We start from the raw sequence: 26,157 nt of genomic DNA on the forward strand, positions 1-26,157 counted from the left end.
TCGCGGTCGGCCGGGCCATTACGGTCCGGCGAGCCGTGAAAATCTACGCGCGTCGCACATCGAGCGAGAGGTCCCTGACCATGCGTAAGACCCTTCTGACCGCAATGACCGCACTGGGCGCGGGAGTTGCCATGGTGTTCGGCACCGGTCTGTCCACGGCGCAGCCGGAGGCCGGCCGGTGGCACCAGGTCGGGGACGACGTGAAGTCCGGCATCAGCGGCCTCGCCGTCACCTACCGTTCGGGTGATCATCTTCGTGCTCTCGTCGTGCGCGACAACAAGCGGCCCGGCGAGAACCGCATCGCGGAGGTGACCCATCGCGTCGGCCGCCCCGCCGAGGTCGCGGCGATCACCTGGCAGGACGGCATCGAGCCCGTGGACCTGGAGGCGGTCGACGCGGTGCCGGGCACGACCGACGAGTTCGTGGCCGTCGCCAGCCGCGGGATCGCCTACCACGTCAAGCTGACCGACGCCGGGGAGGCCGCGAAGGTCCTCGACATCACACCGCTGCCCGCGATCGGCGCCGGCGACAATTTCGAGAGCTTCACCCTGACCGAACGGAACGGGAAGATGGCGGCGGTCTGGGCGGACCGGGGCGAGGGCACGGACCGCCCCGCGACGCTGTACGCGGCCCCGTTCTCGATCAGCTCCTACGGTGACTCCGAGTTCGGCGAGGTGCAGAAGGCGACGCTCCGTGCGCCCTACCCGAAGGGCGAGGTGCGCCACGCCTCGGACATCGAGGTGACCAAGTCGGGCCGCCTTCTGGTCAGTTCGGCGTCCGACGCCGGTGACGACGGCCCGTTCGACTCCGCCGTGAGCGACGCGGGCAAGCTGACCGTCACCCGCGACGGCGGGGTGCTTCTTTCGGTCTCCGAGTCGCCCGAACTCCTGGACACGTTCGAGGGCTACAAGATCGAGGCGCTGCAGTGCGTTCCCGGCTCCGACCTCGCGGCCCTCGGCACGGACGACGAGAACGCGGGCGGCTCCCTCACCACGCGCCGCCTCTGCGACTGACCCCGGCACCGCCCGACCGCGGCTCGCGCCGTGCGGGGCATCCCGAAGCCGTACGCCCCGCACGCCGGTAGAGCCGCCCGACCGCCGCGCACTGCACGGCCATGGACAACGCCATGGCCAGGCAGACACCCGGCAGCCCCAGGCCCGACAGGGCGTACGCGAGGCCCAGTTGCACCACCACCCCGCATCCCGTGATGCGGGCGAGGGCCGGGCTCCCGCCGCTGCCCTCGAACACCCCGCCCAGGGCGATGAAGCAGGCCAGCAGCACCAAGTACGGCCCCAGGCAACGCAGATAGAGCGCCCCCGCGTCGGCCACCTCGCCCTCGGCTCCGAACGCCCGCATGATCCATGGCCCTGCGGCGAGCAGCAGCAGGGCGGCTCCGACGCCCAACACCCCCGCGACGAGCACCGCTTGGCGCCCGACGGCCCGCCGCTCGTCACTGCCGGTGCCCAGCAGATGGGCGGTGTGGATGGCCGCGGCCTGGCGCACGGAGTAGAAGGCCATCGTCGCCAGATACATTGCTTTCGTCGCGATCCCGTACGCGGCCACTTCGCCCACGCCGATCCTGGCCACGACCGCGATCAGGGCGAGGGCGCCCGTCATGCGGAGCACGAAGTCGGCGGACATCGGAAGCCCTGTCGCCGCCGTGGCGCGCGCGTCGGCGGCCAGGCGCCTCACGCGGCTCACGCGGCTCACGCGGCTCACGCGGCTCACGCGGCTCGAACCGGTCCGCCGGTCGCGGACCGGCTGCGGCTGATCGCGCGCTTCCTCGCGCATCCGGCGGCGCAGCGCCACGAGTCCGCAGATCAGAGCCGCCGTCCGGCCGATGACCGTGGCGATCGCCGCTCCGCGCACCCCGAGTCCGAGTCCGAGGATGAACAGCGGGTCCAGTACGAGGATGAGGCCGTTGGCCAGCAGGGCGAGACGCATCGGGGTGCGGGTGTCGCCCGCGCCCTTGAGGATTCCGTCGACGACACTGGTGGCGAAGTAGACCGCCATGCCCGGCAGCGCGATCGCGAAGTAGCCGGTCGTCAGGGCGAGCGCGTCCCCGTCACTTCCGCCGAGCACCAACCGGGCCAGCGGCTCCCGGCACATATAGCCGCCGACGGCCACGACCGGTGTGATCAGTGCCCACAGGGCCCAGCCGCCGCGCACCGCGGACCGTGTCGCGGCCGGGTCCCGCGCTCCCCTGGCCCGCGCGACCAGGACCGTCGTACCGGACCCGGCCATGAGGATGACGCCGAGCAGCAGGTTCTCGACGTTCGTGGCGACGGCCACCGCGGCGACGGCGGCTCCGCCGAGCCGGGCCACCCAGACCATGTTGATGATTCCTGCCGTGACCCCGGCGAGCAGCTCGAAGTAGACCGGGTACGCGAGTGCGACCAGTCTGCGCCTGTGGTCCATCGGTGGTGCTGCCGCGCCTGCCATCCATCCCCCTCTTTCCGCTGTACCTCGATTCGAGGTACAGCGGAAAGAGATAGCATCAACCGCACGGCCGGACAAGGGCACACCCGACGACGGGCGCGTACGCGGAAGGGGCTCAACTCAATGCTGGAGCTGTCGATCCTGGGGTTTCTCCACGAGGAGGCCCTGCACGGTTACGACCTCAAGTCCCGCATCCAGGGCCTCAGCGGCCACATCCGGCCAGTGAGCGACGGCGCGCTCTATCCGGCGATCACCCGCCTGGTCAAGGCGGGTCTCGTCGAGCAGCGCACGGAACCGGGCAAGAGCGCGGCGCCGCGCCGCATCCTCTCCCTCACCGCGGCGGGACGAGACGAACTCCTCGCCAGGCTCCGCGCCCCCAAGGACGCCGAAATCACCGACGGGCAGCGTTTCTTCACCTTGCTCGCGTTCCTGCGCCACCTCCCGGACCCGGCCGAGCAGGCCGCCGTGCTCCGCCGCCGCCAGGCCTTCCTCGACACACCGGCGAGCTTCTTCTACCGCGACGGAAAGCCGGTGGCGGCGGAGGAGACGCCCGACCTCTTCCGTCAGGGCATGCTCCGGATCGCGCGCGCCACCGGCACGGAGGAGAAGAAGTGGCTGACCGAGGCCATCGGCGCCCTGGAGGACGGGCGCCGATGAGAGTGCGTGACGGTCAGGGGCGCTGGGCCGCCACCAGTGCGCGGGCTTCCTCGGGCGTCGCGACCGACGGCGGGGAGCCCTCCAGGGGCTTGCGGGCCGTTTCCTTCATCGCGGCCACCGCGATGATGCCGACCAGGCCCGCGAGCATCGTGTAGAAGGCGGGCATCAGGTCGTTGCCGGTCGCGCCGATCAGTGCCGCGACCACCAGCGGGGTCGTACCGCCGAAGAGCGAGACCGAGATGTTGAAGCCGATGGAGAGGGAGCCGTAGCGCACGTCCGTCGGGAACAGGGCCGGGAGCGACGAGGACATGGCGCCCAGGTAGCAGACCAGGGCAAGACCCAGGATGAGCAGGCCCGAGAAGACCGCGACCGTGCCGCCCTGCTTGATGAGGAGGAAGGCCGGCAGGGCAAGGACGAAGAAGCCCACCGAGCCCGCCATCAGGACCGGCTTGCGGCCGATGCGGTCGGAGAGGCGGCCGACGGAGTTGATGAGCGCCATCAGGATCAGCATGACGACCACGATGGACATCAGGCCGCCGGTCTCGCCGAAGCCGAGCTGCGTCAGATACGTCGGCATGTACGACAGCAGCATGTAGTCGGTGATGTTGAACGCGGCCACCAGCGCGATGCAGAGCAGCATCGCCTTCCACTGGCCGAAGAAGGAGTCCTTGAGGGACTTCTTCTGGCGCTCGGCGGCCGGCCCGCTCTCCGCCTCCGCCATCTTCTGGAAGGCGGGCGACTCGTCGAGCTTCAGCCGCAGGTAGAGGCCGATGAGTCCGAGCGGCGCCGCCACCAGGAACGGGATGCGCCAGCCCCAGGACTGCATGGTGTCGTCGCTGAGCCCCATGGTCAGCGCGGTCACCAGGACCGCCGCGACCGTGTAGCCGATCAGGGTGCCGAACTCCAGGAAGGAGCCCCAGAATCCGCGGCGCTTGTCCGGCGCGTACTCGGCGATGAAGGTCGCGGCGCCGCCGTACTCACCGCCCGTGGAGAAGCCCTGCACCATGCGGCAGAGGACGAGCAGGACCGGGGCCCAGACGCCGATGGTGGCGTAGGACGGGATCAGGCCGATCGCCAGGGTCGCCGTCGACATCATGATCATGGTCAGCGCGAGGATCTTCTTGCGGCCGACGCGGTCGCCCAGCGGCCCGAAGACCATGCCGCCGATGGGGCGCACCAGGAACGCGGCGGCGAACGTGGCCAGCGAGGAGAGCGTCTGCGCGGTGTCGTTGCCGGAGGGGAAGAACTCCTTGCCGATGATCACCGCGAGGTAGGCGTAGACACCGAAGTCGTACCACTCCATGGCATTGCCGAGCGCGGTGGCCTTCACCGCCCGCCGCACCTGGGCCTCTTCGGTGACCGTGATGTCCGACTGACGCAGCCGCGGATTCTTGCGGCGGTGGATCGCACGGAAGAGCGCACGGTGCCGGGCCACGGCCTCCGGAGCTGGCGGTGCCGGTATTTCGGGGGCTTCGGGCGCGCTCACGGTGCAGTCACTCTCTTGTTCGGCAATGGCTGTCATCAACCGCCTGACCTGGGAGGTCAGGGATCGACGAACGGTCGTCTGCCCAGTCGGACGTCGATCCACACTGCCCAATTCGCGGAACGGAAGGTGCCTGCCGTTGGTCCTCGCGGGGCGGGCCCCAAGTCCTGACTCCGCGGGACTTGGGGCCCGGCTCGCTCAGCGCGCGTACAACTGCGACGCCGGCACGATCTGCTGTTCCTGACCGGGGCTGGACCAGAGCAGCTTCATGTGGGCCTCGCCGGTCTGTTCCGCGTACTCGACCTTGATCGAGTGCCGCTTGCCCGCGGTGAGGGCGACCTGCGCCTTGTCGATCCTCGGCTCGTGCGGCGTCCACGAGTCGATGACGAGCTTGCCGTCGACCCACACCCGCGCCATGTCGTCCGAGACGGTCGTCAGCGTGTACGTCTCCGAGCGGCGCGGCTCCAGCGTGCCGGTCCAGCGGACGCCGAACCGGTCGGAGGGGATGCTCGCCGCGGGTGAGCCCTCGTACTTCCAGGCGTGGTTGATGGAGCGGTCGGTGCGGGTGATCTTCGGGGTGCCGCTCAGCTCGGCGTTGTCGAAGATCTCCTGCTTCAGGCCCTTGCCCTTGCCGGGGCGGGCGGTCGGGCCCGGGTCCACCTTCAGCTCGATGACCGTGGCGGTGTCGTTGGTGGCGGCGCCGGACGGCTTCAGGTCGAAGCCGTCACCGGACCTGGTGACCGCCACTTTCTGGTCGCTGCCGAGCACCCGCGCCGAGGTGACGTCGAAGTCCGTACGCGCCTTCAGGTGCAGGGCGGCGCCGGACGCGGGCCACCGGGTGACCGCCGCGTACAGCTTGTCGCCCTTGCGGCTGACCGAGCCCCAGGACGGCTCCTCGACGAGCCCGCCGAAGCGTGCGCCGAACACCGCGTTGCCCTGGCCTGCCGTACGCAGCCAGTCGCCCATCTGCTTCAGGCGGTCGACGGAGGGCTGCGGCACGCGGCCGCGGGCGTCGGGGCCGACGTTCAGGAGGTAGTTGCCGCTGCGGGACGTCGTGGAGAGGAGGTTCCTGACCAGCGTCGCCGACGACTTCCAGTCGGTGTCGTAGCGCGCGAAGCCCCAGTGGCCGTTGAGGGTCATACAGGATTCCCAGAGCTGGCCGTCGACCGGGGCGCCGGGGATCTCCTGCTCGGGGGTGCCGTAGTCGCCGTCGACGACGCGGCGCTTGCCGACGCGGTTGTTGATGATCAGGTCCGGGTCGAGGTCACGGAGGTAGGCCTCCAGCTTCTCGCCGTCCTTCGCCGTCCAGGGGTTGTGGGGCTTGTCCGTGTCCCACTCGCCGTCGAACCAGAGCAGGGCGGGGTCATAGGTGTCGACCAGCTCCTTGAGCTGGGCGCGCATCCGCTTCTCGTACTTCGGGAAGGTGGCCGGGTCGGGGAAGTCCGGGTCGTGCCAGTCCCAGATCGAGTAGTAGAAGCCGAACTTGATGCCCGCGTCGTCGGATGCCTTCTTCAACTCGGCTAGGATGTCGCGGTTCTTGTCGAAGGACGAGTGGTCGCGCAGGCTCCAGTCGTTGACCTTCGTGGGCCACATCGCGTATCCGTCGTGGTGCTTCGAGGTGATGACGATGTAGCGCATTCCGGCGTCCTTGGCCGCCTTGACCACGGCCTTGGCGTCGAAGTCGGCGGGGTCGAAGGCCGCGGCCTGCTTCTCGTACTCGGCCTTCGGGATGTCGCACTGGCGCTGGATCCACTCGGCGTCACGGCACACGGAGCCGTCGGCCTTCTTGTACTCGCCCTCCAGGTTGGAGTACGCGCCGAAGTGGATGAACATCCCGAAGCGGTCCTGCCGCCACCAGTTGGTGCGGTCGGCGGTGAAGGGGTCGTCGGTGGCGTGGTCGGTTCCGGGGCCGGTGGACGCCGGCCGTTCGGCCGTGGGGGAGGTCGCGGCGGGGGGTTCCGTCGGGGCGGCGACCGCGGAGGGTACGGCGGTCGCGGCGAGGGCCGAGGCGAGGAGCAGGGCGGTCCCGGCGACTCTGCGCCGGGTGCGGCTGAGCTGTGTGCGCATGGGGGCGGCTCCCTGAGGTTGACGGGTCGCTCGGGAACGTAGGGTCGAATACATCGGATGTCAATGCGCCCAACTGACCCTGATGTGACAGATGTTGGCGCGATCATGCGCCATCGCTCCGATGACTACGCCGAGCGATCCCACGCCACCTCGCCAGCCCCACCTCCCTATTGATTTCAAGCGAATTCCGATCAGCCCGTGAAAGGAATCTGTGACTCCGATATAACCCGCGCAGGCCTGCCTTCTCTATTGACTATTCACCGAAAGAACCTTTGTGCGAGTGGTGTAGCATCGGTTCAGGCGGATAATTCGTCGACGATGGAAATCAGCCAAACGGGGGCCATCATGTCATCGATAAAGATCCTGCTCGTCGACAGCGAACAACTCGTGCTCGAAGGCTTCCGAAAGCTTCTCGACGGCTTTACGGAATTCTCTGTGGTGTCCATGGCCCATGACGCGGCCACCGCACTGGAGCAGTTACGCAGGCAGCGCCCGCAGATCGTCGTGATGGGACTCGCCGTGCCCGGTACGGGCGGGATGAACGCGATCCGGGCCATTCGCCGCGAGTCCGGTCACGTGCGCATCGTCATCCTCTCCTCCAACCAGCAGCCGGTCTATATGCGCGAGGCCTTCGTGGCCGGGGCCAACGCCTATCTCTCCCGCAGCATCGACGCGGCCGAACTGCGCGGGACGCTTCTCGCCGTGCACCGCGACGGCGCCGCGTTCACCGCGGCCACCGCGGGCCCGATCCTGCAGCTCATGGCGGGCCGCCACCGCGGCGACGACGCGGCCCTGTCGACGCTGACGGAGCGCGAGCGGCAGATCCTGTCCATGGTCGCCGACGACCACGAGACCGACTGCATCGCCACCGTTCTCGGCATTCGCCCGAAGACCGTGCGCAACTATCTGAGCCGTATCTACGCCAAATTGGGCACCCCGAACCGCGTCCAGACCGTCCTGTACGCGAAACGCTCCCTGGGAAGCCCCGGAGGACTCGCGACGGACCCGTGACGCACCGGACGGCCATCTCCCTGACACCGCTCGGGAACTCGTCCCCATTTTCCGGGCAATTGACCCGTTCAATGCGGTTCCGGTAAATCGGCGACGGCCCTGCACCATGCCGCGCCCGCGTCGGCAAGGGCGATGGGGAACGCCATGAAGGTGAAGGGGCGGCCGTTCTGCGGGAGGTCCCGCAAGCGGGCCAGCCCTTCGATCTGGATGAACTCGCGTTTCCTGCCATGGATATGCGTGGGCCAGAGAGCCGCGGGGTCCCCGGTCCCGTAGAAGTTCTCCACCATCGCGCGGGCGGGCCCGTCGAAACTCCAGCAGTCCGTGCCGAGCACCTTCACCCCGAGATCAAGGAGCTCGTCGACCGCCTCGGGCGTGATGGCGGTGGACTCCGTGAAGTACGCGGGCGTGCCCAGACGCAGGTCCGCGTCGGTGCGGAAGAGCACCACCGTCCCGGGCCCCACCTCCGAACCGGCCGCGTGCAACGCCTTCTTGACGTCGCGGGCCGTAACCCGCCCCCCGCGCCCGCACTCCCGTACGTCGAGGACGACACCCGGCCCGCGGAACCACTCCAGGGGCAGGTCGAGCACCTTCTTCGCGGGCCGGCCCGCGCACTCGGGGCCGTAGTGGAAGGGCGCGTCCACGTGTGTGCCCTGGTGCACGGACATCCGGTAGAACTCGTTGGAGAGGAAGCAGCCGCCGGGCACATCGCGTGCGCGCAGCCTGCGGGCGCCGGTCAGCCAGCGCCAGTAGTTGCGCCGCCGGTCCGCGCGGCTGTCCCCCGGCAGCGCCCTGATCCTGCGCGACAGGTGGCGGATGCCGTCCTGGTGGAGCCACTGCTCGAACTCCACGCCGGGCGCTCGGCGGTCGATGGGGATACTCAGGTCCACGTACATGGTCGGCCCCTCTCTCTGGCTGGATTCTTCGGTCGATGACGCCTTACGGGGCGTAGGTGAGCAGGCGGCGGATCGCGACCGCCGCCCTCTGCCCGTACGCCTCCCTGACCCGGTTGAGGAGGCGCCGTACGTCCGGCGCGTACTCCTGCGTGCCGGAGGTCTCCAGCGCGAACGAGGCCAGCGCGCACCCCAGTTGGGCGGCCCGCCCGACCGGTGCACCCCGGGCGATCCCGGCGACGAGGCCCGCCCGGAGCGCGGCCCCCGCCCCGCTCGGCTCGGCCACGGTGACCGAGCCGATGGCGGGGACGAGGGACGGTTCACGGCCGGCCCGTTCGATCCGCACCCCGGCGGCGCCGAGCGTGGTCACCCACACCCCGACCCGTTCGAGAATCCGCGGACCGCTCAAGCCGGTGCGCTCCCTCAGCCGCGCCGCCTCGCCCTCGTCGGTGACGAGGCAACTCGCGCCCGAGACGCAGTACTTCAGATCCGTACGCCCCATCCCGCCGATCTGCCAAGCGGGGTGGGCCACGAACGGCAGCCCCATCGCACGGCATTCCGCGGTGTGCCGGAGCATCGCCGCCGGATCGCCCGGCTCGACGACCACCAGACCGATGCCGCCCGTGCGTTCCGCGACCTGACGCAGCGAGAGGGTGGCCGAGTTCCGCATGGCCCCCGGCCGGAAGGTGCTGATGCGCTCCCCCTCCGTGTCGGTCGCGCACACGTACCGGGCGGTGTGCTCGCCCGGTACGACGAGGACGGACTCGGTGTCGACGCCGTGCTGCTTGAGCCACACCTGGTAGTCGGCGAAGTCGGAGCCGACTGCGCCGACCAGGACCGGGTCGAGCCCCAGGAGGCCGAGACCGTAGGCGAGGTCGGCGGCGGCGCCGCCCCGGCGTATCCGAAGCCGCTCGGCGAGGAAGGCCAGCGACGCGACGTGTGGCCGGCGCGCCCCCGGCTGTTCCCGGGCCCGGGGAGCCCCCGGCCGCTCCGGGAACCGGCCGGGAAAGGTCATGAGGTGGTCCATCGCGATGACCCCCGTGACGGCGATGGGCACGGGGGACTCAGGCCCCGGACTCGATCTTCCGCTTGATGCCCGCCTGGTTCTGCCGGGTGTGCAGCTGCATGCGCTCCACGACGGTCGGCAGCGGGACATCAAAGGCGTCGTCGACCTCGAAGTCCTGGACCCAGGTCATCAGGGTGCCCTCGGGCACCTGCCGGTAGCTCCACTTGAGGTGCATGTAGCGGAACGGGAAGAGCGGATCGCGCCGCTCGGCGACCGCCGTCAGCTCGCGGTGGTCCAGAAGGCGCCACGAACTCCACGTAGCGCCCTCGGGGTTGGTCAGCTCGAAGAGGATTTCCGTCCAGCGGCCTTCCCGCTCCTGGGAGACCACCTTGGCGTGCCGGTACTCGTCGAAGAGGTCGGGCCAGCGGCCGATGTCGTTCGTGATGTCGAAGACGCGCGGGGCGTCGGCCTCGATCACGACGCTGTTCTCGATCCTGGGCATCGTGTCAGCTCCCCACCGTGGCGGCGCCTGCCGGCAGCAGGCGCCCCACGCGGTCGACGAGGTCCCCGACGGTGCGGAAGCCGCCCTCGGCGTCGGCGTCGATGCTGACGCCGAAGTGCTGCTCAAGGGCGACGACGATCTCGACCAGCTCGGTCGAGTCGATGTCGAGGTCCTCGGCGAGGCGCCGGTCGTCGGTCAGCTCCTCGCCCTCGAATCCGGCACCGCGCATGACGGTGACGACGTTCTCGCGGATGTCCATGTGACTCACTTGCTCCTCAAGGTGATGGGTCTTGTGGTCGACTGCCGTCAGTCCGCCACCGCGACGGCGATCGCCACGGCCACGCCCGCCTCGTGCGAGATGCTCACGTGCAGCCCGCTGTAGCCGGCGCGCCGGAAGGCCTCGGCGGCCCGGCCCGTCAGCCGGGGCACCGGTGCGCCCGACGCCTCGCGGCCGATCTCGACGTCCCGCCAGCCGAGGCCTTCGCCGTGGCCGCCGAGCGCCTTGCGCACGGCTTCCTTGGCGGCGATGCGGCCCGCCATGCGGGAGGCCCGGTGGCGGGGCGACGCGCCGTCGCACAAGGCCAGTTCGTTGACGGTGAGGAAGCGCTCCGCGAGCCGCTGTCCACGCCGTTCGGTCATGGCGCGCAGGCGCTCGACGTCGACGACGTCGATGCCCACCGCCCGGATTCCGGCCGCCCGGGGCACAGCGCCCCGCGCGTTCAACGCCTCAGCAACAGACATGCGTTGACACCTCCGAGACCGCGCGAGACGACCAGCGTGTGCTCGCAGTCGCCGACCGGACGTGCCTGCCCGGCGACCAGGTCGAGGTCGATCCCGGGAGCCGGATGGTCCAGGTTCACCGTCGGCGGCAGCACCCCGTCGCGCATCGCCCGCAGGGCGAGGGCCGCGTCGGCGGGCGCCGCGGCACCCAGGAGGTGCCCGAAGCCCGACTTGGGCGCGGTCACCGGGAGTTGGCGCGCCACGGAGGGGCCGAACGCCTCGTGCAGCGCGTAGCCCTCCGTCACGTCCTCGAAGGGGATGCCCGAGCCGTGTGCGAAGACCGCCGCGATGTCACCGCCGGAGATCCCGGCGCGCTCCGTCGCGGTCCGCATGGCGCGGCCGAGCACCTGCCCGGTCGGCTCGACGGTGTAGTACGGCATGTAGCCGTCGGTGCTGACTCCCCAGCCGGCCAGCTCGCCCAGGATGCGTGCCCCGCGCCGCTCGGCGTGTTCGCGGCGCTCCATGACCAGGAACACCGCGCCCTCGCCGAAGACGCTGCCGCCGTGGCCCGCGTCGAACGGCCGGTACAGCTCGTGCGGGGCGAGCGAGCCGCGGGACTTGGCGCCGAGGCCGCTGGTCTCCATGCAGAGCCAGCCGTAGGGCGAGAGGGGTGCCTCCACGCCGCCCGCGATCACGACGTCCGCGCGGTCACGCAGGAGCGCCTCGGCCCCGCCGATCAGCGCGTACGCACCGCTGGCCCGGTCGGCGACGAACGTGCGCGCCGGGCCCTTGATCCCCTGGTCGATGCAGATGTTGCCCTGTGGCGCCGCCGGGAACCAGGCGGTGGCCTGGTAGGGGCTGACCGCGCGTGGCCCGTCGGTCCACAGGTGGCGCAGCTCGCGCTCGGCGAACTCCCAGCCGCCCAGGATGTTTCCGACCATGACCCCGGTGCGCTCGGCCGACGCCTCTCCGCCCACGGTGATCCGGGCGTCCGCGAGGGCCTGGCGCACGGCGTGCACGGACAGGTGCGTGAAGCGGTCGGTGCGCTTGACGAAGCGGGACGGCAGTTCGGCGCCCGCGTCGAAGTCGGACTGGCCCGCCGCCGACGTGGCGTACTCCGAGGCGTCGAAGCGGTCGATGGCGGCGACCCGCGGGATGCCTTCGCATGCGCTGTCCCAGAGCGGGTCGATGCCGGTGCCTGCGGGCGTGACCGCGCCGATGCCGGTGATGACGACGCTCATCGGTGCGCCCCTTCCCGCACGGCCCGCGTGACGAGCGCGGCGTGCAGCCCCGCGAATCCGCTGGCGCCCTTGAGGATCGCCTCGCCGTGCCACGGGCGGCCCTCGCCCGGGACGTAGTCGAGGTCACAAGTGGGGTCGGGGGTCTCGTAGTTGGCGGTCGGGTGGACGAAGGAGTGCTTGCCCGCGAGGGCGCAGAGCACGATCTCCATGGCGCTCGCGGCGGCCAGGGCGTGGCCGACCATCGACTTGGCCGAGTTCACCGGGATCTGCCGGGCGCGCTCGCCGAGGGCGAGCTTGAGGGCGCTGGTCTCGCAGGTGTCGTTCTGCGGGGTGGAGCTGCCGTGCGAGCTGACGTGGTCGATGTCCTCGGGACGCAGGCCGGCCTCCGCGACGGCCTGTGTCATGGCGCGGGTGAGGTCCTCGCCGTCGGAGAGCAGATCCGTCATGTGCGCGGCGTTCGAGGTGTGCGAGAAGCCGTCGACCGTCAGGTAGGGCGCGGCGCCGCGCCGGTCGGCGTGCTCGCGCGACTCCAGTACGACGATGCCGCAGCCCTCGCCGAGGACGAAGCCGTCGCGCCCCGCGTCGTACGGGCGTGACGCGGCTTCGGGGCGGTCGCCGTGGGCGCGCGAGAGGCAGTTGATGATCTCGAAGGACGCCACCGTCACCGGGGTGATGGGCGCCTCCGTGGCCCCCGCGATCATCACGTCCGCCTCCCCGTGGCGGATCGCCTCATAGGCGTGGCCGATCGCGTCGACGCCGCCGATGCACCCCGTGGACAGGGTCACGCACGGGCCGCGCATGCCGAGCAGCGCCGAGAGGACCGTGCCGGGGGTGTTCGACATGGATGCCAGGTAGAGGTCGCGGCCCGCCTTGGCCGGGTCGACGGGCTTACGGCCCTCGTCGGTGACCCTCAGGAACTCCTCCTCCATCTTCGGGGTGCCGCAGACGGCCGTGGACAGCGAAAGGCCGGCGCGCTCGGGGTCGTACGTCCCCTGGGTGAGCCCGGCGTCCCGTACGGCCTGGTAGGCGGCCGCGACGGCGAACTGCGTGTACCGGTCGAGGCGTTGCACCTCATTCGGGAGCCCCGGTATCTGCTCCTCGAATCCGGGGACCTCGGCGATCGAGCCCGAGACAAAATCAAAGTCCCCGAAGAGCGCCGAACTCGTGATGCCGGACAACGGCTTCGTGACGCTCTTCCCCGCCGAGATGGTCGCCCATAACGCTTCCGTCCCTATCCCGGCCGGGCTGACCACACCCAGGCCGGTGACCACCACTTCTCGCAATGCTTCCTGCACGTGAATCACTGACGCCTTTCTCCTGTCAGAACGGTGATGAGGCCGGGCGTGACGGACTCCTTTGCCGTCACGCCGTACTTCTCCATGACCGCGCGGTACGCGGATTCCTCCTGGACCCCGCCCGCCCCGGTGTTCACCAGGAGGCTGAGCGCGATCATCGGGCGGTGCAGGGCGGGCCGCCCCGGCTCCTGGCGCATGACGTCGACGATCAGGAGGGTGCCGCCGGGCCGCAGCAGCCGTGCGCACTCCTGGACGAGGCGCTCGGTGGCGTCAGGGCCCGCGAAGCGGCTCAGATGGGCGAGCACAACGGTGTCGAAACAACCGGCGGGAAAGGGCGCCTTGGGGATACGGCGCGCCTGTTCCCCACCGAAGTCGGCGGGGACGAAACGGAACCGCTCCCCCACACCGAACTCCGTGGCCCGCTCACGCGCGGCGCCGAGCAGCTCCGGTACGTCGTGGGCCACCACCCGTGCCTCCGGGGCGGCGGCGGCCAGCGCGATGCCCCACTCGCCGGCGCCCGACGCGAGGTCCAGGACGTGGCCCGCGTCCCGCAGGCCGAGCTCCCGCACGGCACGGAACGCCGTGCGCACCCCCACCGGGAAGATCCCGGCGAACATCCCCGGAAACAGCCCCCGTTTCCCGGGCCTACCCAGCTCCCCGCCACCGTGCCCGCCTCTGCGCACCAGCTCGGTGAGGCCGCCCCACCGGTCCCACTCCGCGAGCACGTCGGCGAAGTGGCCGCCGAGATAGCCGCGCCCGCCCTCGACGAGATAGGCACGGGACAGGCCGGTGAGCGTCCAGCTCTCCGCCCCGCCGCCGGCGACCAGGCCCAGCTCCTCCAGGGCGGCGAGCAGCCCCCGCAGCGCGGCGGCGTCGCAGCCCAGCTCGGCGGCCAGCCCCCGCGTGGCGCGCGGGCCCCGGGCGAGGCCGGTGAACACCCCCAGGTCCAGGGCGGTGCCGAGGACTCTGGCGCGGGCGAAGCCGAAGTTCAGGGCGAGGAGCGGACCGGGGTCCGGCGCTTCCTCGTACGGAGCGAGGGCGCCACGGTGGGCGGCAGCCGTCGGGGCGCTCACCTGCCGCCCTCCACGAGGCTCACGTACTCGGGGTTCTGCGTGTACTCGTACGGGTCCTCGGAGAGGAACACGTTCCGTACCGGGGGCCGCTCGCAGGGGGCGACGACCAGGAACCGGCAGGTCTGGTCCGGTCCCGTGACGAAGCCGTGGGGCTCGCCCCGGGGGATGAATATGGCGTCGCCCGGTCCGACTTCCTCGGTCTTTCCGAGTTCGGGCATGACGAGCCCCATCGAGCCTTCGAGCACATAGATCTCGTGCTCCCACTCGTGGAAATGGGGCGGTGTGGAGCCGTTCGGCGCGACCTCGAATTCGGTGAGGACGAAGCGGTCGGCGCCGTCCGGCGTATCGATGAGTTTCCGGTGGGTGGTTTCCTTCGCCCCGGGTTCGCGGACTATCTCGGCCTTGACCGCGGTCCTGTGCACACGCTTCATCTGCTGCCTTTCTCCGAAGGGAATGGGCGCCTCGCGATGTCAGCTTCGAGCGGCGCCGATTGCGAACGTAAGACAGCGGGAGCAAGGCCATCTATGGGCATGGACCACCGCCGACGCCGGGACCTGAAGCCGGACCACGCGGGGCGGAACGCCCACGGCCGTGGGACGAAGTCCCAAACCCAGCGCCGGAGTTGCCCGCACCTGGACTTCCGGGGACGGCCTCATGGACTTCCCGCGACGCCCCTCATGCCCGTACGATTCGAAAATCGAATCACACGCCCAGGAGGGACCTACACCGATGAGCCTCGACGTACGTGACCTGCTCGCACCCGCCGCCCCAGGCAAGGCTGACCTCCCGCTCGCGCCGGACGTCGTGTTCCACAGCCCGGTCGCCGATTACAGCGGCAGGGACGACGTGGCGCACCTGTTCCCGAAGCTCGGCCAGTGCCTGACCGGGATCGAGCCCGTCCAGGAGTTCACCGAGGACGGCGGACGGCACAGCGTGACGACGTTCCACGGCAGCGTCCGGGACGAGACCGTCTACGGCGCGTTCGTGCAGGAGGTCGACGACCAGGGACGCCTCACGGAGGCCACCTTGCTGATCCGCCCGCTCAGCACGCTGCGGACCGCCGTGTCGCTCATGCGCGAAGCCCTCACGGCTGATCCGCTGCCGAGTTCACGCTGACCTCTTCCGCCCAGCGCCGCGCCCATCCGTCCAGGGGCAGCAAGGCTTGATGGGCCTCGCGCCCCAGGGCGGTCAACGCATAGGAAGAGTCGGGCAGTTGATGCACGAGCCGGGCTTCGAGCAGCTCGGTCAGACGCTGCCGCAGCACGCTCGACGACATGGCGTCGCACTGCTGCCGCAGCGCACGGAACCCCATCGGCCCGGCCCGCAGCTCCCACACGATCCGCAGGCTCCAGCGCCGCCCGAACAGGTCGAGCGCGGCCATCAGGGGGCGGCCGGTGGTGGAGGCGGGGGTGGGCCGGCCGGGCAGCGGTGCGGACATCCGCCGACGGTAACACCGCGCTTCGACTTTCGAAACGGAGACCGTTAGGGCGGCTCACGCAAGGCTCCTGCGCGTCCTTGACCATGATGCGGGCCCGGTTCATCGTGGTGCGCCGTCGACACGCCCCGCCGATGCCGAGCACCGCCGATCCGGGAGGGTATCCCTACGTCATGCCCCTGGCCCGCCGCACCTTCCTCACCGCCCTCGCCGGAACGACCGGCGCCGCCGTCGCCTGCTCCGGCTCCACCGCAGACGGCGCCCCGCCTTCCGCGCCCCCCGCACTCAAGGCAGCCCGGCGCCTGCTGCCCGGCCACCACAAACAACTGACGTTCGTGACCGAGGGCCCAGCCGACACCTTCCGCGTAGCAGGAAGAGATGGCCGCATCACGGTCACAGGCAGCAATCCCGCAGTCCAACTCAAAGCGCTCCACCACTACCTGAAGCACAAGACCCACGCGAACATCACCTGGGCGGGCTCTCAACTGAGCCTGCCCGACCGCCTTCCCGGCCTCGACAAACCCATGACGGGCAGCGCCAACACCCCCCACCGCTTCGTCCTGAACGACACGAACGACGGCTACACGGGGGCGTACCACGACTGGTCGTACTGGGAGCGCGAGATCGACGTGCTCGCACTGCACGGCTACAACGAGGTTCTCGTGTACGTCGGCGCCGACGCGCTCTACCACCGCGTGTTCCAGGAGTTCGGCTACTCCGACAAGGAGCTGCGCGAGTGGATCCCGGCCCCGGCCCACCAGCCATGGTGGCTGCTCCAGAACATGTCGTCGTTCCCGCACCCCGTCTCTTCCCAACTCCTCACCCGACGGGCCACCTTGGGCCGACGCATCGCCGACCGCCTGCGCGAACTCGGCATGACCCCGGTGTTCCCCGGCTACTTCGGGACGGTCCCGCCCGGCTTCACCGCGAAGAATCCCGGCGCGCGCACCGTGCCCCAGGGCGACTGGGTCGGCTTCACGCGACCTGACTGGCTCGACCCGCGCACCGAGCACTTCACCCGGGTCGCCGCCGCCTTCTACCGCGCACAGGACGACCTCTTCGGCTCATCGACGATGTACAAGATGGACCTCCTGCACGAGGGCGGAAAGCCGGGCGACGTCCCGGTCCCGGACGCCGCGAAGGCAGTCGAGAAGGCCCTCCAGTCCGCGCACCCGGGCGCCACCTGGGTGATTCTCGGCTGGCAGAGCAACCCGCCCAAGGCCATCGTCGACGCCGTCGACAAGTCACGCATGCTGGTGGTCGACGGCCTCTCCGACCGCTTCTCGAAGATCACCGACCGCGAGTCCGACTGGAACGACACCCCCTACACCTTCGGCTCGATCTGGAACTTCGGCGGCCACACCACACTCGGCGCCAACACCCCCGACTGGGCGGCGCTCTACGAGAAGTGGCGCACCAAGAAGAACAGCGCCCTGCGCGGCATCTCCCTGATGCCGGAGGCGGCGGACAACAACCCGGCAGCCTTCGAGCTCTTCTCCGAACTACCGTGGCGCACAGGCTCCTTGGACCTCCCCACCTGGTTCGCCGACTGGTCGGTTTCCCGCTACGGCGCCGCCGACCCCCACGCGGCTGCAGCCTGGGACACCCTGCGCCGCACCGCGTACGGCACGACCCGCGCCGACCAGTGGGCCGAGGGCGCGGACGGCCTCTTCGGCGCACGCCCCGCCCTGGACGCGAAGTCAGCGGCGGCCTGGTCACCAAAGACCATGCGCTACACCCCATCCGACTTCGAACCCGCACTGACCCAACTCCTCGCCGTACGCCGCACCTTGCGCAACTCCTCCGCCTACCGCCAGGACCTCTTGGACGTGGCACGCCAGGCGCTCTCCAACCGCAGCCGGGTACTGCTCCCCCAGATCAAGCAGGCGTACGACAAACGCAACGAGCCCCTCTTCGACCAGTTGACCCGCACCTGGCTGGACCTGATGACCCTCCTCGACAAACTCACATCCACGGATTCCCGCCACCTCCTGGGCCGCTGGGTGGCGGACGCCCGCTCATGGGGCGCGGACGCGACAGAAAAGGAGCACCTCGCCTACGACCAGCTGTCGCTCCTCACCGTCTGGGGCACGCGATCCGGGGCGGACGCGGGCCTGCGCGACTACGCCAACCGGGAGTGGGCCGGACTGGTAGGCGGCCTCTACCACCTTCGCTGGGAGACCTACTTCAAGGAACTGCGCACGGCACTCACCGAGAACCGCCCGCCCAAAACCATCGACTGGTTCGCCATCGAGGACGGCTGGATCCGCAACCCAGGCCGCCTCGCGACCCGCCCCACAGGGAACACGTACAAAGTCGCAGTTCAAGTACAGGCCCGCCTCACCCAAACCAACTAGCCGAGCACCCCACCCTCCCCAAGATCCCCAACTCCCCCCTCCTTGACGGGTATACGTCACCTCCGATCTCTGGTAGTAAACCTTCCTAACAGTACGCGGAAGAGCCAAGAACCGTCGGATCGACGAACTCCCCCACCTTGGAGGTCCCGTGCCCACCCCCCACCGCGCCCCGGCGCCCCACACCTCACGCCGCACCCTGCTCACGATCCTCGGCGCCTCACTCATCGCAGGCCCCGTCATAGCCACCCGAACGGCGGGCGCGACTCCCACCGCAAAAGCCAGCGGACTCGACGACCCGGCGAAGAAGGAGATCGCCATGAAGATCGTGTGCAGCGCGGAGAACTCGAGCCTCAACTGGAAGGAGCACTACCGCTACTGCGAGGACATCGGCGACGGCCGCGGCTACACCGCCGGGATCATCGGCTTCTGCTCGGGCACCGGCGACATGCTCGACCTGGTCGAGCTCTACACCCGCCGAAAGCCGGGCAACATCCTCGCCAAGTACCTCCCCGCCCTGCGCGAGGTGGACGGCACCGACTCCCACGAGGGCCTCGACCCCACGTACAAGGGCGACTGGGAAAGGGCCGCGGCCGACCCCGAGTTCCAGCGGGCACAGAACGACGAGCGCGACCGCGTCTACTTCAACCCGGCGGTCGGACAGGGCAAGGCGGACGGCATCGGCGTCCTCGGCCAGTTCGCGTACTACGACGCGATCGTCATGCACGGCGACGGCGGCGACAACACCAGCTTCCGCAACATCCGCAAGCGCGCACTGCGTTCGGCCAAGCCGCCGGCCCAGGGCGGCGACGAGACGGCCTACCTCCACGCGTTCCTCGACGCACGCGTCTGGGCGATGAAGCAGGAGGAGGCCCACGAGGACACGAGCCGAGTCGACACGGCACAACGGGTGTTCCTCACCAACGGCAACCTGAACCTGAACACGCCACTGGAGTGGAAGGTGTACGGAGACCCGTACCGCATCAACTGATCCCGCACCCCCCACACATCGGCGCGGGGCCCCACCACAGGCCCCGCGCCGATGAGAAGAGCTCCAATGAAGCAACGCTTACGGGTTACATGAAGAATTCATCGCTGGTGCCGGACCGTGCAGCCGCCCGATGCTTGCAGAATGATCGGAATGAACGCGGTGCTCGGCGTCGCAGTGGTGTCCCTCGGCATGGTGCTCACCCCCGGCCCCAACATGATGTACCTCGTCTCGCGGAGCATCACCCAGGGCAGGCGCGCCGGAGCGATCTCCCTGGCCGGGGTGGCCGTGGGTTTCCTCGTCTACCTGACGGCGGCCAACCTGGGCCTGTCCCTTGTCTTCCTGGCCGTCCCCCAGCTGTACCTGGCGGTCAAACTCGCCGGAGCGGCCTACCTGGCATGGCTCGCCTGGAAGGCACTCAAGCCGGGCGGCATATCGGTCTTCTCCCACCAGGAGTTGGCCCCCGACTCCCCCAGGCGCCTGTTCACCATGGGAGTGCTGACGAACCTCCTGAACCCGAAGGTCGCCATCATGTACGTCTCGCTCATCCCCCAGTTCATCGACCCGACCGCGGGCCACACCCTCCTCCAGGGCTTCGCACTGGGCGGCCTCCAGATCTCCATCAGCCTGATCGTGAACCTGGCCATAGTCATGGCGGCGGGCACCATCGCAATCTTCCTCTCCCACCGCCCGACCTGGCTCCGAGCCCAGCGCTACGTAATGGGCACGGTCCTAGGCGCCCTGGCCATCAAACTGGCAACGGACAGGGCCCCGGCGACGGCAACGTAACCTCCGCCCACACGGTCTTACCAACCCCCCGCTCGACAACACCCCACGCGTCCGCAAGCGCAGCCCCAAGAAGAAGCCCCCGCCCCGACTCCGCGTCGGCCGGCGCTACTTGCCGCGCAAGCGCGGACCCGCCCTCCCCCCGGGTGTCATCAACTTCAACGCGAAGGACACCCCCACTCCTCACCATCCTCAGCTCGAAGTCCCGCCCCGGCACACGACCGTGCGTAACCGCGTTGGCCGCAAGCTCGGCCACGATCTGCACGACGGCCTCCGACACCTCACTGCCGTACGGCACGCCCCACTCGTCGAGGTGGTACCTCGCCAACCGCCGGGCGAGACGAGCGCCGCGAGGGGTTGAGCTGCGGCGTTGCCTGAATGTGGCTACGGGGGTGGGGCTTTGGGCTCTCAGTGACATGGGGCCACCGTGGCTGTACGCATCCCCACCCCACCAGCAACCAGACTCGTACGCTGCGTATGCGTACGAGCGCAAAGGGTAGACAGCGACAGTAACGGACCGTGATCATGGGCGATTCGGCGGGGATCTGAACGCGAGCGTCGGGGGTTACCCGTGATGTCTGAACTGATCTGGTTCAAGAGGAGCTACAGCGGCGGTTCGGGCGACGACTGCGTCGAAGTGGCTCTCGCCTGGCGCAAGTGCACGTACAGCAGCGGTGGATCAGGCGACTGCGTCGAAGTGGCCACCTCCCCCGCCACCACCATCCACATCCGCGACTCCAAGAACCCCGAGGGCCCCCAACTCGCCCTCCACTCGAACCCCGGGCGGCGCTTCCTGACGTACGCAACCCGCCCCTGACACCCCCACAAAAATTTCCCACCCCCACACCACCAACAAGGCACCCCCACGGGATTTTCCTGCACCCCACCCCTCCCGGCCCACCCGGAAGAACCAATCCGCACCCGGCCCCCAAACCCCACCACCCATCCCCCAGTCCCGAGGAGCCTCACCCCTCGGCCGCCCGGCCCAGGGTTCATGTGCGGTGGAGGGGTGGGAGTCAAGGGTGGAGCGGAGCGGAATCGGCGCAGCCGACGCGTAGCGCAGCGGAGCGCCCTTTACTCCCGGCCCGTAATCGCCACCCTCAGACCAACCGGGCGGCCCCGGCAACCATCAAGGCCGCCAGCAACGCAACGCCCCCGCCAAGGACCATCACCACTCCCACCGATGCCGCGTCCACGACCACCCCTCCCCCCAACGCACCGAACGCGAACGTCGCCTGGAACGACGACGTGAACAGCACCGACGCGGCCTCAGGCGCCCGCGGCGCCGCGTTCACGAACCACGTCTGCGAGCAGACCGGCACAGCGCCGTACGCCACGCCCCACATCACAAGCAGCACGAGCGCACCGCCGTACCCAGTTGCGCCAGACGCACCAGACGCGCCAGACGCACCAGGCGCACCAGCCGCTCCCACGACCGGCAGCAGCAACAGCACCCCCGCGATCAACCCCGCAGCAACGCCATACGTGCCGCGCGGGGCGCGACTCACCCACGCTCCCGCGAGGAAGTTGCCGAGGATGCCGGCGGCGCCGTAAGCGAGCAGGAAGAGGGTGATAGCTCGTGGGCTCGCGCCGGTCACGTCCTCCAGGAACGGGGTGACGTACGTATACGTACCGAAGTGCGCGGTCACGACGAGAAAGGTCACCGCGACGGCGACCCGTACGCGCCGCGAGCGCAGCAACTCGCGCAGCACACCCAGCCGGGTGACGTTCTGCGGCGGCAGAGGCGGCAAGGACAGCACGAGTGCAGCGAGAACAGCCAACGTCAGTCCACCCATCACCGCGAACACGGCACGCCACCCGACCAGTTGGCCGAGCAACGTCCCCGCCGGCACCCCGAGCACGGAGCCGAGCGGTACGGCAGCGAAGATCACGGCGGTCGCCCGGCCGGCCTGCGCCTCGGGGACGAGCCGCGACGCGAGGCTCGCGCCGATGGACCAGAAGGCGCCGATGACGAGTCCGAGGAGTACGCGGGAGACCATCATCAGCCAGTAGCCGGGGGCTAGTGCGGCGAGGAAGTCCGCCAGGGCGAGCACCAACACCAGGGCGCACAGCATGCGACGCCGGTCGACGCGTCGGGTCGTGACCGTCACGACCGGGGCGGCGACGGCGGCGAGGATGCCGGGCAGGGTCATCATCAGCCCCGCCGTACCGTCCGAGATCCCGAAGGTCACGCCGATGGGGCTGAGCAGCCCGATCGGCAGGATCTCGGTGGTGACGATGACAAAAATCCCCGCCGCCACGGCCAGCACAGCACCCCACCCCCCTCGCCACGAACGCCCGGAAGCCCGGGCGGCCGGGGGCGCTGTGGCAGAGACGGCGGCTGGGGTTGCGGCCGCCGAGCCAGACACAACCGCGAGCGCAGATACGTCTGTTGAGGCGGATACGGGTGCGGGGACGGACGCGGGTGCAGGAGCGGACCCGGGTACAGGGGCCGACGCAGGCACAGGGACAGCCCCAGGCGCAGGAGCGGACCCGGGCGCAGGGGCCGACGCAGGCGCAGGGACAGCCCCAGGCACAGGCGAGGAACTGCCGGGCCAGCGCGTCGCCTTGGGTGACCGCGGCCTGGTGGATCTCGACGCGGACAGAGGCCCGGACACAGACCCAGATGCAAGCCCCGCCGCCGACACCGGCCCCCATGTAGACCCAGGCGGCACAGGACCAGACGCACACGCAGGCTCAGACGCGGACACGGACGCGGATGCAGACCCGGGCGCAAACTCAGGCCCATCCTCCGCCGCGCCCGGCGGCTCCGGTGTTGATGTAGGCATGGCTCCGACTCCACCAGGCCCACCCGACCCCGGTCTGGCACGTATGCGCCATCAACGTGCCGTCCCGAGGGTCACGTCGGAATCCCGCGCCCCCACCGGCCACCCACCCCACCTCAGTGCGTGCCCACAGCCTCCACCTCGGCCGCACTCCCCGCGCTCCCCGAACACGCCGCACTCCCCGAACACGCCGCACCCCCCGAACGCGCCGCACCCCCCAAGTGGTTGAACACCAAGTTCAGCGCCACCGCCAGCAAGCACCCCGTAGAAATCCCCGACCCCAGGACAATCTGCGCCCAAGCCGGGAACGCGTCGTAGAAGCCGTCCGAGAGGGCGGGGGCCAGGCCCGCGCCCAGGGTGACCACCACGATCAGGGCGTTGTCGCCCCTGTGCAGGTCCGCCTGGAGTAGGGTCTGGATGCCGCTGACCGCGATGGAGCCGAACAGGAAGAGGCTGACCGCCGCCAGGACCGGCATGGGCACGACCGAGATCAGTGCCGCTGCCGCCGGGCTCAGGCCGATCAGCACCAAGATGCCTCCACTCAGCGCCACCACAAACCGGCTGCGCACCTTGGAGATGACGACCAGGCCGATGTTCTGCGCGAACGCGCTCGCGTGGAAGGCGTTGAAGAGCGGGCTCAGAGCCGAGCCGAGCGCATCCGCGCGCAACCCGCGCGCGATGGTCTTCTCGTCGACCTCCTTGTCGACGATCTTGCCCAGAGCGATCATGTCGGCCGTCGACTCCGTCAGGATCACCAGCATCACCACGCACATCGAGATGATGGCCGGGATGTTGAACTCGGGTGCGCCGAAGTGGAGCGGCGAGGGGATGCCGACCAGCGCCGCGTCGTCCAGCTTGGAGAAGTCCGCGAGGCCCATCGGAATCGCCAGCAACGTACCGAAGATCATCGCGAAGAGCATGCTGATCTGCTTGAGGAAGCCCCGCGTGAAGCGCTGGAGCAGCAGCATGACCAGGACCGTCGCGCCCGCCAGGCCGATACTGCCCGGCTCCGGCGTGCCCGTCGACGAGTCGTCCACTATCCAGTCGTACGCGACGGGAATCAGCGAGACGCCGATCAAGGTGATGACCGAACCCGTCACCACCGGCGGGAAGAAGCGGACGAGTCGCGAGAAATACGAACTGACCAGGAAGCCGAACAGGCTTGAGACGATGATCGCCCCGAAGACGACCGGCATCCCCGCCTCCACGCCGCCCTGCGTCGTGATGATCGTCAGCATCACGCCGACACCCGCGAACGAGACGCCGTTGACGAACGGCAGGCGGGACCCGATGAAGTTGCCTATGCCCAGCGTCTGGAGCAGCGTGGCGATGCCCGCCATCAGGAGGCTGCCGCCCATGAGCACGGCCGTGTCCCCCGGCGACATCTTCGCGGCGACGGCCACGACGAGCGGGACCGAGACCGCGCCCGCGTACATGGAGGCGACGTGCTGGAGGCTGGCTACGAGCATCCGGCCCGGCGGCAGGATCTCATCCACCGGATGGACTTCGACGGCCGGGGCGTCCGGTGCGGCCGGGACAACAGCCTTCTCGGCAGGGCGAGGCTGAGAACTCATGGTGGCGCTTCTTCCGTGTGCGTGACGCCGGAAGTCGGCCCCGCCGCGCGGGAGTTCACGAGGCGCGCGGCGGAGCCGACCACTACTCCGACTGGAAAGTAACTTCCGCGATGCGGGCGGCGTCACGCACGTTACGTCAGTGGGCCCCCGCCGGGGAAGACCCCTTGTGCACCTCGCGCTCCTCGTGAACCCTCTGCTCAGCGATCTCTCCCCCAGGCTCCATCGGGTTGGTCACGTCGTCGTCCTCGCCCCGCTTGCCGATGTGGTTGAAGACCAGGTTCAGCAGCACCGCCGCGACACAGCCCGTGGAGATGCCCGAGTCGAGGATGATCTTCGCGGTCTCCGGGAACGCGTGGTAGAACTCCGGCGCCGCGATCGGGATAAGGCCGACGGCCAGTGAGACGGCCACGATCAATACGTTGTTGTCACGCTCCAGGTTCGCCTTGACCAGCGTCTGGATGCCGCTCGCCGCGACCGAACCGAACAGGACGACACCCGCGCCGCCGAGCACCGGCCGCGGTACGACGGCGATGAGCGAGGCCGCCATCGGGCACAGGCCCATCAAGACCAGGAAGCCGCCGCCCACGGCGACGACGTACCGGCTGCGGATCTTCGTCATCGCGACCAGGCCGATGTTCTGCGCGAACGCGCTGCACATGAAGCCGTTGAAGAGCGGGCTGACCGCCGAACCGAGGCAGTCCGCGCGCAGGCCCGCCGCAATGGTCTTCTCGTCGGCCGGACGGTCCACGATCTCACCGAGCGCCAGCATGTCGGCGGTCGACTCCGTCATGGAGACCACCATCACCACGCACAGGGACACGATCGCCGCCGCCGCGAACTGCGGTGCGCCGAAGTGGAACGGCGTCGGGAAGCCGACGATGTCCGCGTCACCCACCGGGCTGAAGTCGGTGACCCCGAACGGGATCGCGATGAGCGTCCCGAGGACAAGACCGAGGAGCACGGCGATCTGCTTGACGAAGCCGGTGGTGAAGCGGCGGAGCAGCAGCACGATCACGAGCGTGATGCCCGCGAGGCCGAGGTTCTTCATCGAGCCGTAGTCGTCGGCTCCCGGAACCGGCCCCTGCGCCCAGCCGAAGGCGACCGGCATGAGCGAGATGCCGATGAGCGTGATGACCGTGCCGGTCACCACCGGCGGGAAGAAGCGGACCAGCTTCGAGAAGAACGGCGCCGCGATGAAGCCGAGGATTCCCGCGACGATCACCGCCCCGAAGATGATCGGGAGCGCGTCGTCCTTGTTGTCGGTCGATTCGACGACCGCGATCATGGGGGCGACGCCCGCGAAGGTGACGCCGTTGACGAAGGGCAGGCGGGCGCCGATCTTCCAGATGCCGAGCGTCTGGAGGAAGGTGGCGAGGCCCGCGGTGAACAGACACGCTCCGGTCAGGAAGGTGAGTTCCTTCGCGGAGAGGCCTATCGCCGCGCCCACGATGAGCGGCGGGGCGACGACGCCCGCGTACATGGCCGCCACGTGCTGGAGGCCGGTCGTCGCCATCTTGAGCGGCGGAAGCTTCTGGTCGACGGGATGTATGGCGTTCTCGCCCGATATGGCGCTCTCGCCGTCGACGTCGGATGGGTCTGGGGTGGTGCCTGGGGTGTTGCCTGGGGTGGTGCCTGGGGTGGTGCCTTGCTTGGTGAACCTGGGCTGAGTGGCCACTGTGGCTCCTCCGGTTGTTTTCCAGTACGGCGGCTCTGCCGGCACTTTTCGCTTCTGGGAGGTGATGCGTCGTGCAAGGACCTGCTCGGTATGAAGTTGTGAGTGGTGCGCCCAGGTAGTGCGGTGAGGTAGTACTGACCGCCCCGGGAACGTGAAGCTTTGGGCCACGTTCCGG

At 69.6% G+C, this 26,157-nt stretch carries 25 protein-coding genes; 8 read left to right on the forward strand and 17 right to left on the reverse strand.

What is annotated here, in order from left to right; all coding sequences use genetic code 11:
• The first annotated feature begins 80 nt into the window (after nt 1-80).
• Nucleotides 81-1,013: a hypothetical protein gene (locus AB0I66_RS22280; protein ID WP_363209653.1), complete on the forward strand. Its 933-nt coding sequence runs from the start codon at nt 81-83 to the stop codon at nt 1,011-1,013.
• Here AB0I66_RS22280 and AB0I66_RS22285 read toward each other — a convergent pair.
• Nucleotides 988-2,442 carry an MATE family efflux transporter gene (locus tag AB0I66_RS22285; protein ID WP_363209654.1) on the reverse strand — a complete coding sequence of 485 codons (1,455 nt, stop codon included), beginning with the start codon at nt 2,440-2,442 and terminating at the stop codon, nt 988-990. The two genes, AB0I66_RS22280 and AB0I66_RS22285, sit on opposite strands and share 26 nt — an antisense overlap.
• Before the next feature lie 120 nt (nt 2,443-2,562).
• On the opposite strand from AB0I66_RS22285, the gene AB0I66_RS22290 reads away from it, so the two are divergent.
• Nucleotides 2,563-3,096, forward strand: coding sequence for a PadR family transcriptional regulator (locus tag AB0I66_RS22290; RefSeq protein ID WP_363209655.1), 534 nt, complete (start codon nt 2,563-2,565; stop codon nt 3,094-3,096).
• 13 nt (nt 3,097-3,109) lie between these two features.
• Here AB0I66_RS22290 and AB0I66_RS22295 read toward each other — a convergent pair whose 3' ends face one another.
• Both AB0I66_RS22295 and AB0I66_RS22300 read right to left on the reverse strand, forming a co-directional pair.
• The gene (locus AB0I66_RS22295; protein WP_363209656.1) at nt 3,110-4,582 is read right to left on the reverse strand and encodes an MFS transporter; all 1,473 of its coding nucleotides are present in this window, start codon (nt 4,580-4,582) and stop codon (nt 3,110-3,112) included.
• A 195-nt stretch (nt 4,583-4,777) separates the two neighbouring features.
• Nucleotides 4,778-6,646 (reverse strand): alpha-L-fucosidase, encoded by a 1,869-nt coding sequence (locus tag AB0I66_RS22300; RefSeq protein ID WP_363209657.1) that lies wholly within the window; start codon nt 6,644-6,646, stop codon nt 4,778-4,780.
• Between the two features lie 345 nt (nt 6,647-6,991).
• Between AB0I66_RS22300 and AB0I66_RS22305 the strand changes: the two genes are divergently transcribed.
• On the forward strand, nt 6,992-7,657 hold the full coding sequence (locus tag AB0I66_RS22305) for a response regulator transcription factor (RefSeq protein ID WP_363209658.1): 666 nt from the start codon (nt 6,992-6,994) through the stop codon (nt 7,655-7,657).
• A gap of 68 nt (nt 7,658-7,725) precedes the next feature.
• On the opposite strand, the gene AB0I66_RS22310 is transcribed toward AB0I66_RS22305, so the two are convergent.
• The 9 genes from AB0I66_RS22310 to AB0I66_RS22350 are packed head-to-tail and all read right to left on the reverse strand — an operon-like array spanning nt 7,726 to nt 14,815.
• Nucleotides 7,726-8,550 (reverse strand): cyclase family protein, encoded by an 825-nt coding sequence (locus AB0I66_RS22310; RefSeq protein ID WP_363209659.1) that lies wholly within the window; start codon nt 8,548-8,550, stop codon nt 7,726-7,728.
• A 43-nt stretch (nt 8,551-8,593) separates the two neighbouring features.
• Nucleotides 8,594-9,604 (reverse strand): PfkB family carbohydrate kinase, encoded by a 1,011-nt coding sequence (locus AB0I66_RS22315; RefSeq protein WP_363209660.1) that lies wholly within the window; start codon nt 9,602-9,604, stop codon nt 8,594-8,596.
• A gap of 7 nt (nt 9,605-9,611) precedes the next feature.
• Nucleotides 9,612-10,055 carry an SRPBCC family protein gene (locus tag AB0I66_RS22320; RefSeq protein ID WP_363209661.1) on the reverse strand — a complete coding sequence of 148 codons (444 nt, stop codon included), beginning with the start codon at nt 10,053-10,055 and terminating at the stop codon, nt 9,612-9,614.
• A 4-nt stretch (nt 10,056-10,059) separates the two neighbouring features.
• Nucleotides 10,060-10,314 (reverse strand): acyl carrier protein, encoded by a 255-nt coding sequence (locus AB0I66_RS22325; RefSeq protein WP_363209662.1) that lies wholly within the window; start codon nt 10,312-10,314, stop codon nt 10,060-10,062.
• A 47-nt stretch (nt 10,315-10,361) separates the two neighbouring features.
• Complete coding sequence (gene acpS / locus AB0I66_RS22330; protein ID WP_363209663.1) at nt 10,362-10,796, reverse strand: holo-ACP synthase; 435 nt, start codon at nt 10,794-10,796, stop codon at nt 10,362-10,364.
• Entirely contained in the window at nt 10,775-12,016 is a 1,242-nt protein-coding gene (locus AB0I66_RS22335; protein ID WP_363209664.1) for a beta-ketoacyl-[acyl-carrier-protein] synthase family protein, read from the reverse strand. The genes acpS and AB0I66_RS22335 overlap by 22 nt, the downstream gene beginning before the upstream one ends.
• Nucleotides 12,013-13,320, reverse strand: coding sequence for a beta-ketoacyl-[acyl-carrier-protein] synthase family protein (locus AB0I66_RS22340; protein WP_363209665.1), 1,308 nt, complete (start codon nt 13,318-13,320; stop codon nt 12,013-12,015). The genes AB0I66_RS22335 and AB0I66_RS22340 overlap by 4 nt, the downstream gene beginning before the upstream one ends.
• Nucleotides 13,317-14,384 carry a class I SAM-dependent methyltransferase gene (locus AB0I66_RS22345; protein ID WP_363209666.1) on the reverse strand — a complete coding sequence of 356 codons (1,068 nt, stop codon included), beginning with the start codon at nt 14,382-14,384 and terminating at the stop codon, nt 13,317-13,319. The genes AB0I66_RS22340 and AB0I66_RS22345 overlap by 4 nt, the downstream gene beginning before the upstream one ends.
• Nucleotides 14,381-14,815, reverse strand: a complete 435-nt coding sequence (locus AB0I66_RS22350) for a cupin domain-containing protein (RefSeq protein WP_363209667.1) — start codon at nt 14,813-14,815, stop codon at nt 14,381-14,383. The genes AB0I66_RS22345 and AB0I66_RS22350 overlap by 4 nt, the downstream gene beginning before the upstream one ends.
• 298 nt (nt 14,816-15,113) lie before the next feature.
• On the opposite strand from AB0I66_RS22350, the gene AB0I66_RS22355 reads away from it, so the two are divergent.
• Complete coding sequence (locus AB0I66_RS22355) at nt 15,114-15,500, forward strand: nuclear transport factor 2 family protein (RefSeq protein ID WP_363209668.1); 387 nt, start codon at nt 15,114-15,116, stop codon at nt 15,498-15,500.
• Here the strand turns inward: AB0I66_RS22355 and AB0I66_RS22360 are convergent.
• Nucleotides 15,469-15,822: a helix-turn-helix domain-containing protein gene (locus tag AB0I66_RS22360; RefSeq protein WP_363209669.1), complete on the reverse strand. Its 354-nt coding sequence runs from the start codon at nt 15,820-15,822 to the stop codon at nt 15,469-15,471. The genes AB0I66_RS22355 and AB0I66_RS22360 overlap by 32 nt on opposite strands.
• A gap of 170 nt (nt 15,823-15,992) precedes the next feature.
• On the opposite strand from AB0I66_RS22360, the gene AB0I66_RS22365 reads away from it, so the two are divergent.
• The 3 genes from AB0I66_RS22365 (at nt 15,993) to AB0I66_RS22375 (ending at nt 19,950) form a co-directional block, all read left to right on the forward strand.
• Entirely contained in the window at nt 15,993-18,176 is a 2,184-nt protein-coding gene (locus AB0I66_RS22365; RefSeq protein WP_363209670.1) for an alpha-N-acetylglucosaminidase, read from the forward strand.
• 148 nt (nt 18,177-18,324) lie between these two features.
• Nucleotides 18,325-19,164 (forward strand): chitosanase, encoded by an 840-nt coding sequence (locus tag AB0I66_RS22370; RefSeq protein WP_363209671.1) that lies wholly within the window; start codon nt 18,325-18,327, stop codon nt 19,162-19,164.
• Nucleotides 19,165-19,305: 141 nt separating this feature from the next.
• Nucleotides 19,306-19,950: a LysE family translocator gene (locus tag AB0I66_RS22375; protein WP_363209672.1), complete on the forward strand. Its 645-nt coding sequence runs from the start codon at nt 19,306-19,308 to the stop codon at nt 19,948-19,950.
• On the opposite strand, the gene AB0I66_RS22380 is transcribed toward AB0I66_RS22375, so the two are convergent.
• Entirely contained in the window at nt 19,910-20,365 is a 456-nt protein-coding gene (locus tag AB0I66_RS22380; RefSeq protein ID WP_363209673.1) for an ATP-binding protein, read from the reverse strand. The two genes, AB0I66_RS22375 and AB0I66_RS22380, sit on opposite strands and share 41 nt — an antisense overlap.
• Before the next feature lie 156 nt (nt 20,366-20,521).
• On the opposite strand from AB0I66_RS22380, the gene AB0I66_RS22385 reads away from it, so the two are divergent.
• Nucleotides 20,522-20,764: a DUF397 domain-containing protein gene (locus AB0I66_RS22385; RefSeq protein ID WP_363209674.1), complete on the forward strand. Its 243-nt coding sequence runs from the start codon at nt 20,522-20,524 to the stop codon at nt 20,762-20,764.
• A 283-nt stretch (nt 20,765-21,047) separates the two neighbouring features.
• On the opposite strand, the gene AB0I66_RS22390 is transcribed toward AB0I66_RS22385, so the two are convergent.
• The 3 genes from AB0I66_RS22390 to AB0I66_RS22400 all read right to left on the reverse strand — a co-directional run bounded on the left by AB0I66_RS22390 (nt 21,048) and on the right by AB0I66_RS22400 (nt 25,820).
• Nucleotides 21,048-22,217: an MFS transporter gene (locus AB0I66_RS22390; protein WP_363209675.1), complete on the reverse strand. Its 1,170-nt coding sequence runs from the start codon at nt 22,215-22,217 to the stop codon at nt 21,048-21,050.
• Between the two features lie 632 nt (nt 22,218-22,849).
• Nucleotides 22,850-24,307, reverse strand: a complete 1,458-nt coding sequence (locus AB0I66_RS22395) for a nucleobase:cation symporter-2 family protein (RefSeq protein ID WP_363209676.1) — start codon at nt 24,305-24,307, stop codon at nt 22,850-22,852.
• 136 nt (nt 24,308-24,443) lie between these two features.
• Entirely contained in the window at nt 24,444-25,820 is a 1,377-nt protein-coding gene (locus tag AB0I66_RS22400; protein WP_363210045.1) for a nucleobase:cation symporter-2 family protein, read from the reverse strand.
• Nucleotides 25,821-26,157 lie beyond the last annotated feature (337 nt).

It is taken from the genome of Streptomyces sp. NPDC050439 (assembly GCF_040655335.1).
Taxonomy (GTDB): Bacteria; Actinomycetota; Actinomycetes; order Streptomycetales; family Streptomycetaceae; genus Streptomyces.

Bases quoted from the DNA above. Each gene is read 5' to 3' on its own strand.
- AB0I66_RS22360 (WP_363209669.1), bottom strand. From the start codon at position 15,822: ATGTCCGCACCGCTGCCCGGCCGGCCCACCCCCGCCTCCACCACCGGC.
- AB0I66_RS22335 (WP_363209664.1), bottom strand. From the start codon at position 12,016: ATGAGCGTCGTCATCACCGGCATCGGCGCGGTCACGCCCGCAGGCACC.
- AB0I66_RS22385 (WP_363209674.1), top strand. From the start codon at position 20,522: ATGTCTGAACTGATCTGGTTCAAGAGGAGCTACAGCGGCGGTTCGGGC.
- AB0I66_RS22400 (WP_363210045.1), bottom strand. From the start codon at position 25,820: ATGGCGACGACCGGCCTCCAGCACGTGGCGGCCATGTACGCGGGCGTC.
- acpS (WP_363209663.1), bottom strand. From the start codon at position 10,796: ATGTCTGTTGCTGAGGCGTTGAACGCGCGGGGCGCTGTGCCCCGGGCG.
- AB0I66_RS22285 (WP_363209654.1), bottom strand. From the start codon at position 2,442: ATGGCAGGCGCGGCAGCACCACCGATGGACCACAGGCGCAGACTGGTC.
- AB0I66_RS22290 (WP_363209655.1), top strand. From the start codon at position 2,563: ATGCTGGAGCTGTCGATCCTGGGGTTTCTCCACGAGGAGGCCCTGCAC.
- AB0I66_RS22280 (WP_363209653.1), top strand. From the start codon at position 81: ATGCGTAAGACCCTTCTGACCGCAATGACCGCACTGGGCGCGGGAGTT.
- AB0I66_RS22300 (WP_363209657.1), bottom strand. From the start codon at position 6,646: ATGCGCACACAGCTCAGCCGCACCCGGCGCAGAGTCGCCGGGACCGCC.
- AB0I66_RS22325 (WP_363209662.1), bottom strand. From the start codon at position 10,314: ATGGACATCCGCGAGAACGTCGTCACCGTCATGCGCGGTGCCGGATTC.
- AB0I66_RS22395 (WP_363209676.1), bottom strand. From the start codon at position 24,307: ATGAGTTCTCAGCCTCGCCCTGCCGAGAAGGCTGTTGTCCCGGCCGCA.
- AB0I66_RS22350 (WP_363209667.1), bottom strand. From the start codon at position 14,815: ATGAAGCGTGTGCACAGGACCGCGGTCAAGGCCGAGATAGTCCGCGAA.
- AB0I66_RS22310 (WP_363209659.1), bottom strand. From the start codon at position 8,550: ATGTACGTGGACCTGAGTATCCCCATCGACCGCCGAGCGCCCGGCGTG.
- AB0I66_RS22305 (WP_363209658.1), top strand. From the start codon at position 6,992: ATGTCATCGATAAAGATCCTGCTCGTCGACAGCGAACAACTCGTGCTC.
- AB0I66_RS22380 (WP_363209673.1), bottom strand. From the start codon at position 20,365: ATGTCACTGAGAGCCCAAAGCCCCACCCCCGTAGCCACATTCAGGCAA.
- AB0I66_RS22375 (WP_363209672.1), top strand. From the start codon at position 19,306: ATGATCGGAATGAACGCGGTGCTCGGCGTCGCAGTGGTGTCCCTCGGC.
- AB0I66_RS22320 (WP_363209661.1), bottom strand. From the start codon at position 10,055: ATGCCCAGGATCGAGAACAGCGTCGTGATCGAGGCCGACGCCCCGCGC.
- AB0I66_RS22355 (WP_363209668.1), top strand. From the start codon at position 15,114: ATGAGCCTCGACGTACGTGACCTGCTCGCACCCGCCGCCCCAGGCAAG.
- AB0I66_RS22365 (WP_363209670.1), top strand. From the start codon at position 15,993: ATGCCCCTGGCCCGCCGCACCTTCCTCACCGCCCTCGCCGGAACGACC.